Annotated in this window: 13 protein-coding genes; 2 read left to right on the forward strand and 11 right to left on the reverse strand. The window is 51.9% G+C overall.

All coding sequences use genetic code 11. The annotated features are described in order from the left end of the window. The first annotated feature begins 79 nt into the window (after positions 1–79). Positions 80–2,635, forward strand: coding sequence for an outer membrane protein assembly factor BamB family protein (locus CBW46_RS12165; RefSeq protein WP_089200275.1), 2,556 nt, complete (start codon positions 80–82; stop codon positions 2,633–2,635). A gap of 201 nt (positions 2,636–2,836) precedes the next feature. On the opposite strand, the gene CBW46_RS12170 is transcribed toward CBW46_RS12165, so the two are convergent. Next, positions 2,837–3,619, reverse strand: coding sequence for an alpha/beta fold hydrolase (locus CBW46_RS12170; protein WP_207802284.1), 783 nt, complete (start codon positions 3,617–3,619; stop codon positions 2,837–2,839). A 241-nt stretch (positions 3,620–3,860) separates the two neighbouring features. Between CBW46_RS12170 and CBW46_RS12175 the strand changes: the two genes are divergently transcribed. Next, positions 3,861–4,592 carry a TylF/MycF family methyltransferase gene (locus CBW46_RS12175; RefSeq protein WP_089200277.1) on the forward strand — a complete coding sequence of 244 codons (732 nt, stop codon included), beginning with the start codon at positions 3,861–3,863 and terminating at the stop codon, positions 4,590–4,592. A 112-nt stretch (positions 4,593–4,704) separates the two neighbouring features. Here the strand turns inward: CBW46_RS12175 and mglC are convergent, their stop codons facing one another. The 10 genes from mglC to CBW46_RS12230 all read right to left on the reverse strand — a co-directional run bounded on the left by mglC (position 4,705) and on the right by CBW46_RS12230 (position 17,945). Then, positions 4,705–5,739 carry a galactose/methyl galactoside ABC transporter permease MglC gene (mglC, locus tag CBW46_RS12180; RefSeq protein WP_089200278.1) on the reverse strand — a complete coding sequence of 345 codons (1,035 nt, stop codon included), beginning with the start codon at positions 5,737–5,739 and terminating at the stop codon, positions 4,705–4,707. Positions 5,740–5,827: 88 nt separating this feature from the next. Further along, on the reverse strand, positions 5,828–7,345 hold the full coding sequence (locus CBW46_RS12185) for a sugar ABC transporter ATP-binding protein (RefSeq protein WP_089200279.1): 1,518 nt from the start codon (positions 7,343–7,345) through the stop codon (positions 5,828–5,830). Positions 7,346–7,490: 145 nt separating this feature from the next. Continuing rightward, the gene (locus CBW46_RS12190) at positions 7,491–8,561 is read right to left on the reverse strand and encodes a galactose ABC transporter substrate-binding protein (protein ID WP_089200280.1); all 1,071 of its coding nucleotides are present in this window, start codon (positions 8,559–8,561) and stop codon (positions 7,491–7,493) included. A 157-nt stretch (positions 8,562–8,718) separates the two neighbouring features. Next, positions 8,719–9,672: a substrate-binding domain-containing protein gene (locus CBW46_RS12195; protein ID WP_165842281.1), complete on the reverse strand. Its 954-nt coding sequence runs from the start codon at positions 9,670–9,672 to the stop codon at positions 8,719–8,721. A 31-nt stretch (positions 9,673–9,703) separates the two neighbouring features. Then, positions 9,704–11,485, reverse strand: a complete 1,782-nt coding sequence (locus tag CBW46_RS12200) for a cache domain-containing sensor histidine kinase (protein WP_089200282.1) — start codon at positions 11,483–11,485, stop codon at positions 9,704–9,706. Between the two features lie 13 nt (positions 11,486–11,498). Next, positions 11,499–13,133, reverse strand: a complete 1,635-nt coding sequence (locus tag CBW46_RS12205; protein ID WP_089200283.1) for a response regulator transcription factor — start codon at positions 13,131–13,133, stop codon at positions 11,499–11,501. A gap of 737 nt (positions 13,134–13,870) precedes the next feature. Beyond that, on the reverse strand, positions 13,871–14,365 hold the full coding sequence (locus tag CBW46_RS12215; RefSeq protein ID WP_089200285.1) for a hypothetical protein: 495 nt from the start codon (positions 14,363–14,365) through the stop codon (positions 13,871–13,873). Between the two features lie 226 nt (positions 14,366–14,591). After that, complete coding sequence (locus tag CBW46_RS12220) at positions 14,592–15,782, reverse strand: MFS transporter (protein WP_089200286.1); 1,191 nt, start codon at positions 15,780–15,782, stop codon at positions 14,592–14,594. A gap of 108 nt (positions 15,783–15,890) precedes the next feature. Next, entirely contained in the window at positions 15,891–16,949 is a 1,059-nt protein-coding gene (locus CBW46_RS12225; protein WP_089200287.1) for a Gfo/Idh/MocA family protein, read from the reverse strand. Between the two features lie 33 nt (positions 16,950–16,982). After that, entirely contained in the window at positions 16,983–17,945 is a 963-nt protein-coding gene (locus tag CBW46_RS12230) for a Gfo/Idh/MocA family protein (protein WP_089200288.1), read from the reverse strand. Between the last annotated feature and the right edge of the window lie 12 nt (positions 17,946–17,957).

Genomic DNA, 17,957 nt, shown 5'->3' on the forward strand with positions numbered 1-17,957 from the left:
AAAAAAGCAGCTTGGCGAAGGACGGATAAGCATCTGGATTGGTTCAAACTTAACCCTGGTGGAAAGAGGAGGAGATGAAGTGTCGCTATTGCGGAAATTCAAATGCAGCTCGAAGCGAGTTCAGGTGCTAAGCGTCGCGGCCATGTGCGCTATGGCTCTTGCCGCTGTGTATAAGCCGGTCATGGCCGGCACGCCCGAAGCAACGGTGAGCGGGACGGTGTTCGTAGATACGGATAGAAACGGTGTGCAAGACAAAGGTGAAATTGGTCTTCCGGGGATCAGCGTGTCGGACGGTGCTGCTATTGTCCGGACGGACGACCAAGGGAAATACATATTGCCGGTGGACACCGATCGCCGAGCGACGGATGTGGTGTTTGTGACAGTTCCAAGCGGCTTCGCCGTTGCTACGAATGAGTACAAAATTCCGAAGTTTTATCAAAATTTAGGCGCTCTGCAGCCAGGTGAGACCCGCAGCGCGGAGTTCGGTTTGCAGCCGGCGCCGGCGTCGGTGCACCCGAACTTTATCTTTGTCGGCATTGCCGATGTGCATGTGCAGGCCGGAACGACCAACAACCGTGAGCGTTTCACAGATCAATTGGCGCAATTGAATGCACTGACCGGCGGCCCTGCGTTTATCGCCATCAGTGGGGATATAACGAACAACTCGACCGACGCAGAGTACAAGGACTTCATCGCCAGCACGGCCACATCACAGTTACCGGTTTATCCGGCAGTGGGTAACCACGATTTCACCGGCGGGGCCAATTATGCCGCCCGAATCGACCGGTACCGCACTTACCTGGGCCCGGAATGGTATTCTTTTGATTATGGCCAGAAGCATTTCATCGTATTAGAAAATAATCTCGGTATGCGCGAAGCGGATCAAATGGAATGGCTGAAAGCCGATTTGGAACGAAACGGTAAAAATAAGGAGATTGTCGTTATCACTCACCGGCCGTTCAACAATCCACAGACGCCTCACCCATCGGAGGCGAAGCAGTATATTGACCTGCTCGGGCAGTATAACACCCGCCTCTTGCTGATGGGGCATACTCATGTGAACGACGTGGCCACGGATACGATTGAAACGGCCAAACACGTGGTGACTAACTCCAGCTCCTATACGATAGACCAGACACCGAACGGCTTCCGTGTCATTTCCTTTAAAGGGAACAAATCCACGAATCCGTACAAGTATTACGGCGTAGAGCAGAGCCTCACGATCGTGAATCCGGCGCCGCACAGCACGGTTCCGCAGGGCGATGTCCAAGTGCAGGTGAACGCCTACAACACATCAAGTAACGTAAAGGAAGCGAAATACCGCGTGGATGGCGGCTCTTGGAAGTCCCTCACAGGATCTGGTGCGATGACTTGGTCTGACACATGGAAAGCGGGCAAAGAATCGCTCGACGAGCACACGATCGAAGTCCGGGTGACAGACGACAGTGGAAAAACCTGGTCGGAGAGCAGTACCTTCACACTGGTAAAAGCATCCGAAGCGGCACGCCCGCAACAGGGTAAAAGCTGGCCGATGTTCCACGGTAATGCACAGCACACGGGCGAAGCACTCGATAAGCTGCCGCCGGATTTGAAGCTGGCGTGGAGCCATTTGACCGAAGGAACTATTCTCACCTCTTCTCCCGCTATCGTTAGAGATACAGTCTTTATTGGAACAAGAGACGAGAACGATACGAAGGAAAATACCGTGCTCGCACTGGATTTGGTCACGGGCCGGGAAAAGTGGAAATTCGCAGCCGACGCGCAAGTGCAAGCTTCTCCTGCTGTTGTAGACGGCATCGTTTATGCGTCTACGATCCGCGGCACCCTTTACGCGCTCGATGCGGATACAGGCAACAAGCTATGGGAAAAGACGGTTGGCGCAGGCGAAGTGAACCGGGCTTGGATGTATTACTCCCCTACCGTTGAAGACGGCATTGTGTATCAAGCGTACAGCTCAATGCGCGGTGGAGAAATGATGGCGCTCAATGCAGCGACAGGAGAAACCGTGTGGACCGCCAAGCTGGCAGGAGGCTGGATCACGGAGTCGTCGCCTGTGGTAAAAGACGGCAAGGTATTCGTCGGTGCGGATGGTGGTTACCTGATCGCCATTGATGCGAAAACAGGGAAAGAATCGTGGCGCGCACGTCCGGCCGGCGGCTGGATGCACTCTATGCCGGCCATCGCCGACGGCACGGTGTACATGGGCTACGGCGGCGGTCTGATCGTTGCGCTGGATGCTAACACCGGCACCGAAAAGTGGCGTTACAAAAGTGACACAAGCACCTCGTATATCGCAGGAAATACCACGGGCGCTTCCCCGGCCGTGGCCGAGGGAGTCGTCTATATGGGCTTCCCGAACGGCAGAGTCGAAGCGCTGAGCGCCGACACAGGCGCCAAGCTGTGGAGCGCAGCCACCAAAGGCGGCATTATCTCGTCCGCGGCGGTATCCGGCGGCACTGTATACGTAGGCTCAAACGACGGTTACTTATATGCGCTGGACAAAGAGAACGGCGCGGTCCAATGGTCATACGAAATCGGTGCGTGGGTAGCTTCTTCACCCGCAATCTCGGGTAACACGCTAGTTGTGGGTGCATTTGACGGTAACGTCTATGCCTTCACCGCTGGCAAGAAGTGATGTAAGCAAGGGGGCGACTTGCCCCCTCTCCCCGCCGTTGTGACTGCTTGCCAACGGGCCGAAGCGTCCACTACCAGTGTACACAGTGACAGCCAGTCGCAGAAAATCGTCTTGCAACAGTAGTCAACAGGTCACCGAAACGTCAAGTTCATGCCATGGACATCCACATTCAGCGGCGCTTTAAGTACCATAGGCTGTTGTTCAACCGATAAACTCGCTTATCACCTTGTTAAACCTATGACGCTCCTCCCAAAAAGGGCCGTGGCCGCTATATTGAAACGGAACCAGAGTAGAATTTCTTATGGTTCGATGCATTTCCAGCGCTTGTGCGAAGGGAATTACTTTGTCATGCACACCGTGAATGAGTAAAGTGGGGACCAATATTTTTGGCAGATCGGCATGCAGCTTCGCGTCTCGTAACAAAACGATGACCGCCGCGGTGGACCAACCCGCTGCCTTTAATCCTAATTGGAGAAACCAGTCCGAGAACGGCCGTGTTACATATTGAAAGAAAAAAGTGTCTGTCACGGTTTGCATCATTTTCGGCCGGTCATTCCGCGCTTCAGTGAGCAGGCTCTCAGCAGTTTCGGGTGTGAAACCTGTCGGCGCTGCAGCGTCGATCAGTACGAGCTTACTAACGCCATAACCGCTGTGCCGGGACATATACCGGATCGCAATCGCTCCACCTGTGGAGTGGCCGGCGAGAATAAAATTGTCTAATCGAAGCGCCCCAACTACACATCGGATATCATCCGCCAGACGGTCATAGTTATAGCCATGCAGTGGTTTGTCCGACTTGCCGAACCCCCGCCAATCGATGCCCACGCACCGATATCCCATTGCTGGAAGAACATCAAACTGGTATTCGAACTGCTTGTGGCTTAGCGGCCAGCCATGCAGGAACACTACCGTCCTGCTTCCCCGCGGATTGATGTCTTCCACATAGACCTTCACACCTGCTTCTACACTCACATAATAGCCCACGCCCATGCCTCCATCTCAGTGAAAAAATGACCATAACACTAATGTATGCCATGAAGCAAAATAGGTTACTGCCTATCGGGGCGGCCCGGTATATGTGGGTCAGAGCTTCATTTTGCCAAATTGGTGTTACGTGGACGTGTCCTGCCTATACAAAAAATGGAAAACTACATACCGTAACTAATAGAAACAGCGTATCAGCGTTTTTTGGTACCGACGCGAAAAGGATCGAGGAGAGTGAACGATGTCTAGTTACTCGGCTCATGAGCTGTATTTGGAGCTGCTGAAAAAAACAATTCTCAATGAAATCTACATTGACCTGGAAGGGGCCGATCCGCACAATCGCAGAGAAGGACTCGACTGGCCTGTCATAGGGCACAGTATGATTGGCAGACATCGCATGGAAAACTTACAACAATGCATGGCATCGGTTATTGCGAACAACGTGCCGGGTGACTTCATAGAGACGGGCGTATGGCGAGGCGGCGCGTGTATTTTTATGAGAGGCTTTCTCAAAGCGTATGGAATCACCAATCGGCAGGTGTGGGTGGCCGATTCTTTCGAAGGTTTGCCAGAGCCTGATATACAGAATTATCCGCAGGATATTGGCAGCGCACTTCATACTGTTTCGCAGCTCGAGGTGTCTTTGGAAAATGTACAAGAGAATTTTGCGAAATACGACTTGTTGGATGAACAGGTGCGCTTTTTGCAGGGCTGGTTCAAAGACACGCTGCCCACAGCTCCCATTCAGCAAATCGCGGTGGCTAGGCTGGACGGGGACATGTATTCCTCGACAATGGATAGTTTACGCAACCTGTATCCTAAAGTATCTCCAGGGGGTTATATCATCATCGACGATTATGGTGTGTTGGCCACTTGTGCGGCTGCGGTCACCGATTACAGAAACGAATTCGGCATTACTGATCCAATCATTCCGATTGATTCTACCGGGGTATATTGGCGCAAGACGCGTTAAAATTTTTGCATAGTGAAAAAACAACCGCCGGCTAAACTGCACCTCCAATGTTGATCGTGTCTAGCAATTGGGGTGCAGTTCAGTTCCGTCTGGCGGTCTTTCGCGCGTTATGTTACTTTCTTGCCACGTACTTGCGGATATCGAACGCTACGGCAGCCACGATGATCAGGCCTTTGATGATCAGCTGCCAATAAGGGCTGACCCCGATAAACGTTAATCCATAGTTTATGACGCCGAAGATCAACACACCAACCAGCACGCCGGGCACGGTGCCGATCCCGCCGGCGGTAGATACACCGCCCACCACGCATGCCGCTATTGCATCCAGCTCGTACATGTTGCCGTAGTTGTTGGTCGCACCGCCTGTCCGCGCCGCCTCCAGCACGCCGCCGAGGCCGTACAGCGCGCCTGCGAAGGCATAAATTTTGAGCAGGTTGCTCTGCACGTTGATCCCTGATACTGTGGCTGCCTGGCTGTTGCCGCCGATGGCGTACATATATTTGCCCAGCCGGGTTTTGTTAAATACGATCCATACGATGGCAGACACCACGATGGCTATAATGACGATGTATGGCACGGAATAAGGTCCGTTCGGCCCGACAAAGCCGGTGCCCAGTGCGGTAAAATCCTGCCTTAAGCCAGCGATCGGCTGGGACTCATTGGGCTTAAGGTCAAAATATAACGAATTCGCGCCGTACACGATGACCATCGTGCCCAAGGTCGCTATAAAAGGCGGCACGTTCAGCTTCGCCACAATCCAGCCATTGAGCAACCCCACTAACAGACCGGCGACGATGCCCAGCACGATCGGTGCCCACAGCGGAAGCTCAGGCATATCGGGAAAAAAGCGCCGAGGGTAATCCGATATCTGCAGCATCGATGCTGACAACACGGCAGTTAAGCCAACAACGCGGCCCGCTGACAAATCCGTGCCACCCGTGATCAGGACGAAGGCCATCCCCAAGGCGATGATCGCCCGGGTTGAGTTCTGCAGCAGGATGTCCCGGAAAATGTCTACGGACAGGAAGCGCGGATCAGTGATCGCTATTCCTATTACAAGAATGATCAGTACGATGTAAATTGCATACTGCGAGAAAAAATTGCCTATCGTTCTGGTTCTGTTATTTACCACCGGTGTGGTACTCATCAGAGTTCCCCCTTCAATTGCCTACGGCATACGATCTACGTATAGTGACGGCCATGGTACACCTATACGATTGTGCAGCCGTCGTATGTCATGCCATATACTTGGTGGCCAAGCGCATAATATCTTCCTCAGTCGCATCCTTCCCGCCAATAATGCCGGACAGCCTGCCTTGGCACATGACCATGATGCGATCGGACATGCCGAGCAGCTCGGGCATTTCAGAAGATATCATGATGATGCCCTTGCCCTGCTTCGCAAGGTTCGCGATGATTGAGTATATTTCGAATTTCGCGCCGACGTCGATGCCGCGTGTCGGTTCGTCCAGCAGCAATATGTCCGGTTCAGTCAGCAACCACCTGGCCAAGAGCACCTTTTGCTGATTGCCGCCCGACAAATTCCTGATCAACGTCTTGGTGGACGGTGTCTTAACCCTGAGCAGCTGAACGCTGTGTTCTACTGCCGCCCTGCTTTTGTGCTCATTCAGCAGCCGAACTGGATTGATATAGCGATCCAGATTGGCGACCGCCCCGTTTTCGAGCACCGACAGCACCGGGAATATGCCTGTGACCCGACGCTCTTCCGTCAGCAGGGCCATCTTGTGCTTTTTCGCATCAATCGGAGATTTGATTCTTACTTCTTTGCCGTGGATAGAGATCGAGCCGGAAGCCAATGCCCGCAAGCCGAACAACGCTTCGATAACTTCGGTGCGCTGTGCTCCGACCAAACCGCCGATGCCGAGCACTTCCCCTTTGCGCAGCTCAAACGATACATCTTTAAACGACTTAGGGTTCGTGGAAGTCAGCCCTTGTGCCTGGAGCAGCACACCGCCAGGAACGTTGGTCCTCTCCGGAAACCGCTGACTCAGATCCCGTCCGACCATCCGGGTGATGATGAGGTCGGTGGTTAGTTCGGCCGCAGGCCAAGTTCCAATCCACTTACCGTCCCGCATTATCGTAACATCATCAGAAATGCGCAGTATTTCCTCCATTTTATGTGAAATGTAGATGATGGCCACGCCCCGGCTTTTCAGCTGCTCTATGATCTTAAACAGCGCCTCCACCTCGTTGCCGGTGAGAGATGAGGTTGGCTCATCCATGATGATGACTTTGGAGTTGTAAGACACGGCCTTGGCTATCTCCAGTGATTGCAGCTTGGATACCGACATCGTGCCCGCCAGGGTATCCGGCCGGATGTCCATGCCCATCTCTTTAAATAACGCTTCGGTGTCTTTGTACATTTTTTTATGGTCGACCCAACGGACAGGTCCGACACCTTTCATCGGAAACCTGCCGAGCCATATATTCTCCATTACATTTCGCTGCGGAACGGGATGCAGCTCCTGATGGATCATCGACACGCCCAAATCGAGCGCGTCCTTCGAGCTGTTCATCTCCACCCTGCTGCCGTTCAGCCATATTTCGCCGCCATCCGGCTTGTATATACCAAAAAGACACTTCATCAGCGTCGATTTTCCCGCGCCATTTTCACCCATCAAAGCATGCACCGTGCCCGGACGCACCTGCAGGGTGACATTGTCCAGCGCCTTAACGCCCGGAAACTGTTTGGAAATTCGCAGCATTTCAAGCACATAGCCGTTGTCAGTCATGGTAACGCCCCCTGCGTATGTTGAATGTATACGCCCTCACAATCAGGAATCCTAGTTAAAGTGAAACGCAGCTTATAACGAAAGGAGGCTGCGAGGCAGCACGCACGGCTGCCTCCACCCGCTCCGCCTCGAGGATGTGCGTGTTTTACTTCGCGTCGTTCATATTGTCTTTGGTGATTTTTTTGTACGGGATCCACACATATTTACCGTCGGTGATGTCGTATCCCGCGTTGTCCTTGTTCGGTGTCTGACCCTGCGCCAGCACAGTCGCCACATTCAAAGTGGCCTTACCCTGGTTCTTCGCATCGTTCAACACCGTGCCAAGCAAAGTTCCCTCTTCCAGTGCTTTCAAAGCGGGTGCCGTAGCGTCCACGCCTACAACCGGAATGTATTTGTTGTCTTTGAAATAGCCTTTCGCTTTCAGAGCTTCAATTGCACCCAATGCCATATCGTCATTATTGGCAAACACCGCTTCGATTTTATCGCCTTGGGACGCAAGGAACGCGGCCATTTTCTCCTGCCCTTTCACGCGGTCCCACATCGCCGTATCCTCGGCTAGTTTCTCAACCTTCATTCCGGCATCCTCAACCGCTTTGATCGAAAACTTGGTGCGCAGCTCAGCATCCTGATGCCCCGGCTCACCCTTCAGCATGACGTACTGCACGGTGCCGTCCTTGTTTTTGTCCGCTTCGGGGTGGGCTTTGAAGTAATCCACAATGAGCTGCCCTGACATCGTGCCGGACTGCTCCGCTTTGGCGCCTACGTAATATACTTTATCCCACTTCTTCATGTCGTCGGCTAAAGGCTCGCGGTTGAAAAACACGACCGGTATGTTGGCTGTTTTCGCCTTGTCGATGATGACTCCGGCACCCGTACGATCGACCGGATTGATTGCAAGCGCATTCACTTTTTTCGTGATAAACAGGTCTACCTTGTCGTTCTGAGTCGGCTGCGCATTCTGACTGTCCACGATGTCCACCTCAGCCTTATCCTTCGCCGCGTCCGAGATGGCGTTGCGCACGCCGGTCATGAACGTGTCGTCAAATTTATAAATCGCGACCCCGATAATCGGCTGTTTCGCCGCCGCCGGCTGCTCTGTTTGCCCGCCTCCCGTGCCTGTCGCAGCTGCCGGGGTATTTGCTCCGCCGGAGCTGCCGCAGCCGACCATACCGGCCATTAATGCTGCAGTGATCATTGTGCAAACCGCCTTTTTCATGAGAAGACCTCCCGTGTATATAAGTTTCATTAACACAACCTATTATCTGGGAACGCCGACAAAAAACACATGCAATATTCTCATCAATACTATAAAAATTCTGCTGAATGTATGCGAAAAAAATAACCCTCCGCCGTTCACGCCCCGGCTCGATGGGTTATTTCACGAAAGGAAAGAGCAGCTTTTGATTGTCCGACCAAAACATATTTTCCTGATCAATCACCTTGGTTCCGGTATCTACGAATCCCGGCACTTCGCTCCCGTTCAAAGCGCCTAAGGCGTGCTTGACGCCAAGGTAACCCATGCTGAACGGGTTTTGGATGATTGCGGCTTGAATTACGCCTTCTTGCAAAAACTCGATGTTTTCCGGCGTACTGTCGAACGAGATTACTTTCACCTGACCAGCGAGGCCCAGCGCTTGGATCTCTGCCGCAACGCCGATGGAAGACACTGCATGGAGCGCGACAATCCCGTCGATTTGCTTGTGCTCCGCTATGATGTTCCGCACATGTTCACCGCAGCGTGTCTCATCCGATATGCAGTACTCTTTTTTCAACACCTGCACGCCATGATACTTCGCAATCTCGTCCAACAGCCCCCGCTCCCGCTCCTGCGAATTACGCGACTCCTTGCCACCGCTCATCACGGCGATTCGGCCGAACTCCCCGATCAATTCAATCAGCTTGCGGCCCGCTTGTCTGCCTGCCTTATAGTTATCGATACCTATGAAGCTCCGCACTTGAGGCGAGCTCACTTCAGAGTCAACAGTAATGACGGGCACCTGCTGCGAATCCGCCTCCTGTATGACGTCAGCTAACGCCTCATAGTCATTAGCAGCCAACACAACTGCCTCCGTGCCCTCAACCAGCGACTGCCGGACTAGCCCGATCTGCCCGCTCACGTCATCCTCTGCCCCAGGCTCGTATACCTTCAATGCGACATTGAATTCTTTAGCCGCAGCCTCCGCGCCCATGCGTACCGTCTGCCAATAGTCACTGCCGCCGGTCTTCAAAATTAACGTTACCGCCCTTGCCACAGTCGTGTGCGGTGCCGCCGCTTGCTGTGCACAGGAACTGGTGGAGATCGCAGCCAGCAGCGCGAATGTTGTCATGATCCCTAATCTCCGAACATAGGTCAACATATTATTCCCCCGCGTCCTCGTCCCGAATAACTGGAATCCACGCTTTCACGCACGTTCCTTCCTCCAATTCACTTGCAATCTCCAAGCCATAGGGGGCGCCGTATGTCAGCCTTAGCCGCTCGTGCACGTTGCGCACGCCAACCCCTGACCCCTCTGCCGAGCTCGTGCCGGCGGTCAACAGCTGGCTGAGCTTATCCTCGGGCATGCCCAATCCGTTATCTGTCACTTCAAAGAGCAGCTTATGATCTACGATGGCGGCTGAAATCTGAATGTACCCGGGATCAGCCATCTGTTCTATCCCATGATATATGGCATTCTCGACTAACGGTTGCAGTATGAGCTTGATCGTTTTGCACGTGAGGGTCTCTTCCTCCGCCGAAATCTTGAAATCAAATTTGTTTTTGTAACGGTTCTGCTGAATAATCATGTAGTTGCGAACATGCTCGAGTTCGTCCCCGACGGCGATGACCGATTGCCCTCGGCTGAGGCTGATACGGAAAAATTTCGATAGCGCAGTGATCATCGTAATAACATCCTCACTCTTCCCTGTTCCGGCCATCCGCACTACCGAGTTTAATGTGTTATACAGAAAATGCGGGCTTATCTGTGACTGCAGCACCTCCAGCTCGCTCTTGCGTTTGGCCTCCTGCTCGCGGACGTTGGCCTCCATCAGCTGCCGAATCCGGGCGACCATGACATTGAAGCTGCGCGACAAACGTCCCACTTCATCGTCCCGGCCAACGGCAATGTGAATATCGAAGATACCCTGTTCGACTTGACGCATTGATCTGTCGAGCCGCTTGAGCGGCTGCGAGATTTTGGCCGAAATGTACGCGGATACCAGCAGCACAAAAAGCAGTACGAATACCAGCAGCCAGGTGATAAAACCGCTAATTTCCTTGCGGGTGGTGACGGTTTCATCCATGTAGGAGACACCTATGATTTTCCAGCCGATGTTGTCCACAGTTTCAATGGTGATCAATCTCTTCTCACCGTTGGATTCGTCCAAGTAGCTTCCGTATGTATATTTCAGTGCTTGTTCAACGTTCTCATATTTTAGCCCGGCATAGATTAGCTGCTGCTGCGGATGGTAAATCATATTGCCGCCCGACTCGTCAATGATGTAGACGTACCCTTTTTTGCCCAAGCTCACCCGTCGGCACAGCTCGTCAATCGTCTTAAAGTTTACATCTATCATCAGCACCGCCGGAACGTTCCGCCCGTTGCGAGTGATGTTGATCCCCTTGCTCAAAGATACGACCCAGGTGTATTGGCCCTTGTACAAATTTTGAATATGCGGCAGGGAGAAGGACAAATGGTTCGGGCTCTCCCGAGCTGCCTGAAACCAGCTTTGCTCCGTCAATCGGGTGTTCACGCGCATTGGTTTGGACGGCAGTCCGGTCACCAACTCCCCGTCGGCAGTAAACAGTGCCATGGATACGATGTCCTGGCGTGTGTCCAAAATCGTCGTCAACCGCTCACCCAGCGTCACGTTGGGCAGGCTTGGGGTCGCGCGAATCTTCTCATCCACAAGCTCGAATACATCTGCCATCCCACGCAGGTAAATATCCAAATTATAGTTCACCTGCTCGACGATCTGCTGATTGCTCAAATAGGTGTTCTGCTCGGCCGTCTGCGCGAATTTATTGTATAATATGACGCTCACCAGCAGCATAACCAAAATGGTGATGAGTGTGAAAGCGACCGTGAGTATCACCTGAATACTGCGACCCCGCCAGTGATCCGTCCAGCGGTTCCACCATTTGTTCCACACTGTGACCATACCTTTCCCCCACTCACCCCTCTCTCGAACTGCTTCTATACTCTTTGGGAGACACACCTACATGTTTGCGAAACGCGAAGCTAAAATAATTCGGCTCGGCATAGCCGACTTTCCCTGCGATTTCAAGTGCTCTCAGGTCTGTTGTTCGCAGCATCTGTTTCGCCGCCTCCATCCGGACATGCTGCAGATAGCCGCCGAACGTCATTTTTGTCTCCCTTTTGAAAATACCGCTGAAATATCCGGCGCTGATATGCAGATGCTGGCACACCTTCGCAATAGAGATGTCACTCTGATGATAGTGGGCGTGCACGTACGCCTTCGCCTGGTCGACCAATGACTGGTAGGCGGAGTGCCGTTCATGGACAATGCTGCTCATTATTTTGCTGCACAGCTGTATGATCCAATCCTTCGCCTCTTGCAGGTTGGTGAAGCGGTCGATTTCGGCAAACGGTTTAAAGTCGGCGCCCAGCGCGACGTCAAGATCCGGCGAAGCTTGCTGGGCCGCCTTGAGTATTGTTGTCAGGATTTCCAACAGGTAAATCTGACAGTCCTTAATCGAAACATGGCCGTCGGAAATGCCGAGAAACAGCTCTTCCACAATATCCTGCAACTCCGTGAACGTACCGACCTTGATGCAGCGCATCAGCGCGCGCTCTTTCAACTCATCGAAGCGCAGCTTTTGCACATACCGGGCCTCGACATCATCAATGCAGATTACCCGGTTGTTACCAAGGATCAACCGGTAATCCAGCGCGTGCACCGCATCCTTGTACGAATAGCTCACCTGCTCCAGTTCCGACGTCACAGTGCCTACCCCGATCGTGACTGTTAATCGCAAATATTTTTCGATATTTTGGCGTATTTCCTCCAATGCAATCAGTGTCCGTTTGGTCACGGCCCCACGTTCCCGCTCCTCCGCTACGGTAAGCGCAACCAGCTGGTTATTATGTAAGAAAACGATCCCAAGTCCCAGCCTATTGATTATTTCCTCGGAAATATTTAACATCGCGAACAGTTTCAGCTCATTGTCTTTGGAATATCGCAGCGAATGACCTGCTTCGGCTTGATCGGTAGTGTTGTGATCCATGCTAATGACGGATACCACATAGCTCTGTCCCTGCAGCCTCAAGTCATAGTTACGCGCCTTTTCTTCAATCTCGGTTCTGCGCAGCCTCCTGCTGATCAATGCGGCCAGAAACACCTCCCGCAGTACCGGCAAGCTCTCACGGTAATGCTCCTGCAAAGCCGTCAGGTTTTCTTTCTGTTTCATGTCCGCGTCGATCAGTTCTTTTATTTTGATTAAAGCTGCGATAAGCTCATCATTTGAAAACGGTTTCAATACATATTCATCGATATGGAGTTTCACCGCCTTTTGCGCGTACTCGAACTCATCAAAGCCCGTTAAAATGATAATTTTAGCTGTCGGATAATGCACGCGCATCCATTCGGACAGCTGTATGCCATCCATAAACGGCATTCTTATATCCGTTACAACGACATCCGGCTTCCACCTTTCAATCATGTCCGTCGCTTCTTTGCCGTTCTCCGCCGTGTCGACCACGGTAAAACCATAGCCCTCCCAATCAATCTCCCGGAACAGACTGCAGCGTACGTCCTCTTCATCCTCCACCAGCAGCAATTTATACACGCCAACTACCTCCCAAATGCAAGAACTAATCTATAAGTCTAGTTGCGCCTCTATGCTTGATAATTATTAATTTATCAGAGTTTACATGTATTTGAAAATAAGGGGAACTTTGATTCATGAGCATTGTCTTTACATAAGTATTATTTTTCATTTGTTAGAATTTGGAATATAATAAAATATGTCATCGTATATTGTCGCTGTACGGCACCTAGACAAGGAGGATAAGAACGCAATGCCTGTCACCTCATTAACAAAAAGGTTTATCGCTAACCTGACTGTTGGTGTGTCTATCGTTTGCATAACTTACTTTGATTCAGGCGACTTCGGTTATCTGTATTTCGCAACGGTCTATGTATGCGCGGCCACAACATTGGATTTGGCTCGAAAGCTGTGGTGGAAAAGAAAAACCAGGACGTAACGCGAAAGGAGATGCGGGCACCTAAAAAATGGAACCATCAGCGAAAACATCGGGAGCGTATCATTTCATTCGGTGAGGGAGGTATATGATGAGCAAAAAAGCACGGGTGGCGTCGGACTGCACTACCGCTTGTCAGCCGGCGGCCGTGAACGACGGAGAAGGGGGCGGCTGCCCCGTTCTCTCACACTACCCACACATGCGGGGATGCATACGCGATACCCGAACCGGCAACCACCACTGCTGTGGGGTACATCACAAAAGGAAACATTGCAAAACACGCCCAAATACTTGGACGTTATCAATTCATCCTGTTCTTTTCCTACCGTACACCGGTACGGAAAACCTTTAAGATACCGAAAGTTTCAACCCCGCCAACAGCTATACTGCCAAAGCGAGCCAACGCCTCAGCATTTTCCTTAAGCATTTTATTCAAATCGTCCAGGCTCCTTGGAAAATCCGTCCCTTCAGACTCCGACGCCGAAAGTGCAAGATACCAAGAGACCACCTCATTTGGATCTTCAAATTGAATTCTTGTGCGTTTGTCTTGGCGGGTATAACCTCTGTGATAACCGTCAACATCGTCTGCTTCTTCCGTCTGATACAGCGGCCCAAATGCCGTTGTGCTTCCATCCGCCTTGTCTACCACTAAACAAGCGGTTCCGTACCCCTTGCCTGATCTGCCTTCTTTTACGACCTCAAGTCCAATATGTACATCATATAAGCCGTGATCTAATTTTGTAATGATATATCCACCTGTTACTTTCGTGTCACCTGATTTTTCCGTTTGACTCATATGATCAAATTGTTCTGACAAAGAAAAATCCCCCTACCATTGTTATCGTGACGCATTCCTGACCACGTCCTTTTGCAAAAAATAATATGCCCAATTTTTGCCTCCAACATCCATGCTGTTGGTACCGAGACCCACAAGGCAAACTACTCTACTATATAACAGTGCGTTCAACGAGTGGGAATTATAACTTATAGTGAGAGAGATGTCGTCTTCACGCCGCCGTGCTGCAACCCGAGGTGAGCAGCATTCAACCCTCAATTTCATTGTTTTGAGACAGCCTTCTTTCCACGTGCAATCGGCGAGCAATAATCAGTAGAGCGCTGAACACCAGTATGATCGGTATGATAAAAATATGCGGCGACATTCCCTCAATCATCGCGGGCAGCAAGTATCCGACGAGAGCAGCCGTTTGTGAAATAAACACGTACAGGCTGGACCCAAACCCTGTCCTGTGAATGAACATCCGCTGAACATACCCCATGGCTACCCCGTACAAAATGGACACGGACAAGGAATAGATAGGCTGAACTGCAAAAAACAGCGCCAACGGTGCAGCCAGCGCATAAACGATGTATGCCACAAGCGCACACACTCCGCCCAGCAGAATAACCTGCTTGCTTCCGTACCTGATCGCCCAATAGCCGGCTAAGGTCATGAACAACAGCTCGAACACGGCCTGGCAGCTCCATAAATAAGACATGAGGTGCGGTTTGCCGAACAGCTCATTGAACACTAGGGGCAAGTACAAGCCGCGAATCGCGTCCGCGCAGGACAGCATCAGAAGTGCAATTAACATCGGAAGCGAAAATGGTTCGCCATGCCGTGCAGCGGAGCCGATGGCCGCTCCCTTTATTTCGGTATACATCAGTAAAAGCAGGAATAACGCCATATATCCCATCAGGTTACCCCACAGCACGCCGTGAAATCCTGTCACCACGTACAGCATTGCTCCAAGGAGCAGCCCTGCAAAAAAGCCCACGCTAAAGCCCGTGCGCAGCCACAGCAGCGCCACCTCAACAATGGCTGAGGCCCGCTGCGTGAAATGGCTGCGGGCCATGGCAAAAATTTGTCCCATTATGAGTCCTGATGGTGCCGTAGCCAGCGCCATGCCGAGTAGAGCCCCCGCGTAGTCAGCGGCATTCATGTAAACGCACAATCCGGTAATGCACACTGCTGCCGCGGCCAGGGGAAGAGCTTTCTTCCCCTGCATTTTGTCGCTTACTATGCCAACGGATAGCGTAACCACAATGTTCAGCAGCAGCGATATGGCGAAGATCGAGACGATCTCCCTTTTGACCAGATGGAGATGCTCGCTCATATAAATCGCGTTCATTGGGGCTAAAATGCCCGTCCCCACACCATACAACACTATGGCCGCGAGAAGATAGCCCGCCCCCTTCACTCCAATAAATGCCTTAATGTCTGACACCATCTGCATAAATGCTGCACCGCCCGGTACTAGAAGTTATAGCCACTTTGCACAAATTGTCCGCTCATCAACAGTCAGCTCATTCTGCAGGCTGTTCGAACTACGGCCAGTGCGATTTCAAAAGTAAATTTCCTTGCCCTGCTCAGCAGATTCATAAATACCGCACAGTATTTTCATCATCTCAACACCGTCTTCCACCGGGCTGAGCGTCGCCGTCCTGCCCAGGCAGCTGCCGACAAAGTGGTTGATTTCATTTTGAAACCCCTCAGCAAAATCAAATGCAGCATTGTCAACCTGAGGAGACATGTTCAGGATCGTGTCATGCTTTTCGGACACTATGGCAAATTGCGGCTCGATTTCCGCGCCGCCCTTATCCCCAAACAGCTTCACGGTCACCTCATCTTTGGCCGCATGCAGAGTAAAGCTCACATCTACCATAATCGAGGCGCCATTCTCGAAACGAATGAGGGCGTTCGCCATATCTTCCACAGAATTTTGGCTGGCGTCATAGTCCGCAGCTTGATAGAACGACAGGTTTTTAATATTTGCACGGTTGCCAAGCTTGTTATACACGTTGCCGCTGACTGATCTCACCTTGGGCCGCCCCATTAAGTACCAACAAATATCAATGACATGCACACCGATATCCATCAGCGGGCCGCCGCCCGAACGGCTGCGATCCGCAAACCATCCGCCCGGATTGCCTAGACGACGCAAGCAGGAAGCTTTGGCATAGTAGATTTCGCCGAGCTCGCCATTTTCGATAAATTTTCGCAAAATCTGTGCATTGCTGCTGTATCTGCGGACAAAGCCAACCTGCAGCAGCTTGCCGCTGCGATGGACGGCTTTTTCGACTTCGAGCGCTTGCTCTACGGTGACGCTGAGCGGCTTTTCGCAGAGCACATGCTTACCGGCATCGAGTGCGGAGATGCTCACTTCGGCATGCGCATGATTCCACACACAGACGCTGACAGCATCGATGGCCGGATTAGCCAACAGCTCGCGATAGTCGGAATACACATTGGGAATTCCATATTGCTGTGCTTTTGCCTCCGCTCGCTGCACATTCAGGTCGCAAATGGCTGCGAGCTCCACATCCGCGTTGTTTCGATAGGAGTTCAGGTGCACCTCAGATATCGTGCCTGCGCCGATGACGCCGATTTTCAACTTGTTCATTTGCCATTGTTCCTTTCTGTTTTCGGCTTGAATTTAAAGGAATACGGAACTTCCTGACTTGGCGGAATCATGTGCGCTCAACGTGACTTTTAATGTTTCGACCGCCTCTTGGTATGGCGCCAGAATTGAATCTGGGTTTCCTGACATAACAGCTTGAATGAACGCGTCATCCTGTGCCTTATAGACATTCACCTGATTTTTATACGTGACCGTGTGATTGTTCTCCATAATGGTAAGTGCAGTGCCTTCCAGGAAGACTCTGAAGCCCCGGCCAATGACTTCCAGGCTGGACCGTCCATCGGGCTGATCGACAAAGGAAGTATCCAGATGTCCGACTGCTCCCGAGGCAAAAAGTAAGTTGACAGAATATACGTCAGGAATCGTGATACCTGGCACATCATCCATTACGGTTAAAGCCATATCAGCGGAAACTTTAGTGACATCGCCGGCTAGATAGCGCATTAAATCAACGTTGTGTGTAGTTTGTTCTACGAGCTGGCCTCCTGATTTGGTTATGTCTCTCCACCATGGCACAGGCAAAAATGACCCGAACCGGTGCGCCCGCACCATGGCTATTTTCTTATCCCTCAGATACTGCTTGGCACGCGCAATCGTATCCAGGTGACGCAGGCAGTATCCCGTCGATACCATAATGTTCGCGCTTTCAATGGCTGACCGTTTTCGCTCCACAGTTTCCATGTCGAGGCCGACCGGCTTTTCCACAAACAAGTGGATACCTCGCTCTGCAGCCTTCTCTTCCATGTGACCATGCGCAAAGGGAGGCACGCACAAAAACAGCGCATCCAACTGTTCCTTAGCGAGCATCTCATCGAAATCGCTGTAGGCAGCCGCGCCAAACTCAGCTGCCGCTCGTTCGGCGTTCGCTTGCACAATATCACATACGGCGGCGAGTTCCGCATACTCATTATTGTGTAAATGCTTTAAGTGCTCCGCGCCTATCCCTCCCGCTCCGACGACCCCAACGCGCACAACCATCGCACGTCCCTC

Origin of the sequence: Paenibacillus xerothermodurans (genome assembly GCF_002220865.2) — a bacterium.
GTDB classification, from domain to species: Bacteria; Bacillota; Bacilli; order Paenibacillales; family NBRC-103111; genus Paenibacillus_S; species Paenibacillus_S xerothermodurans.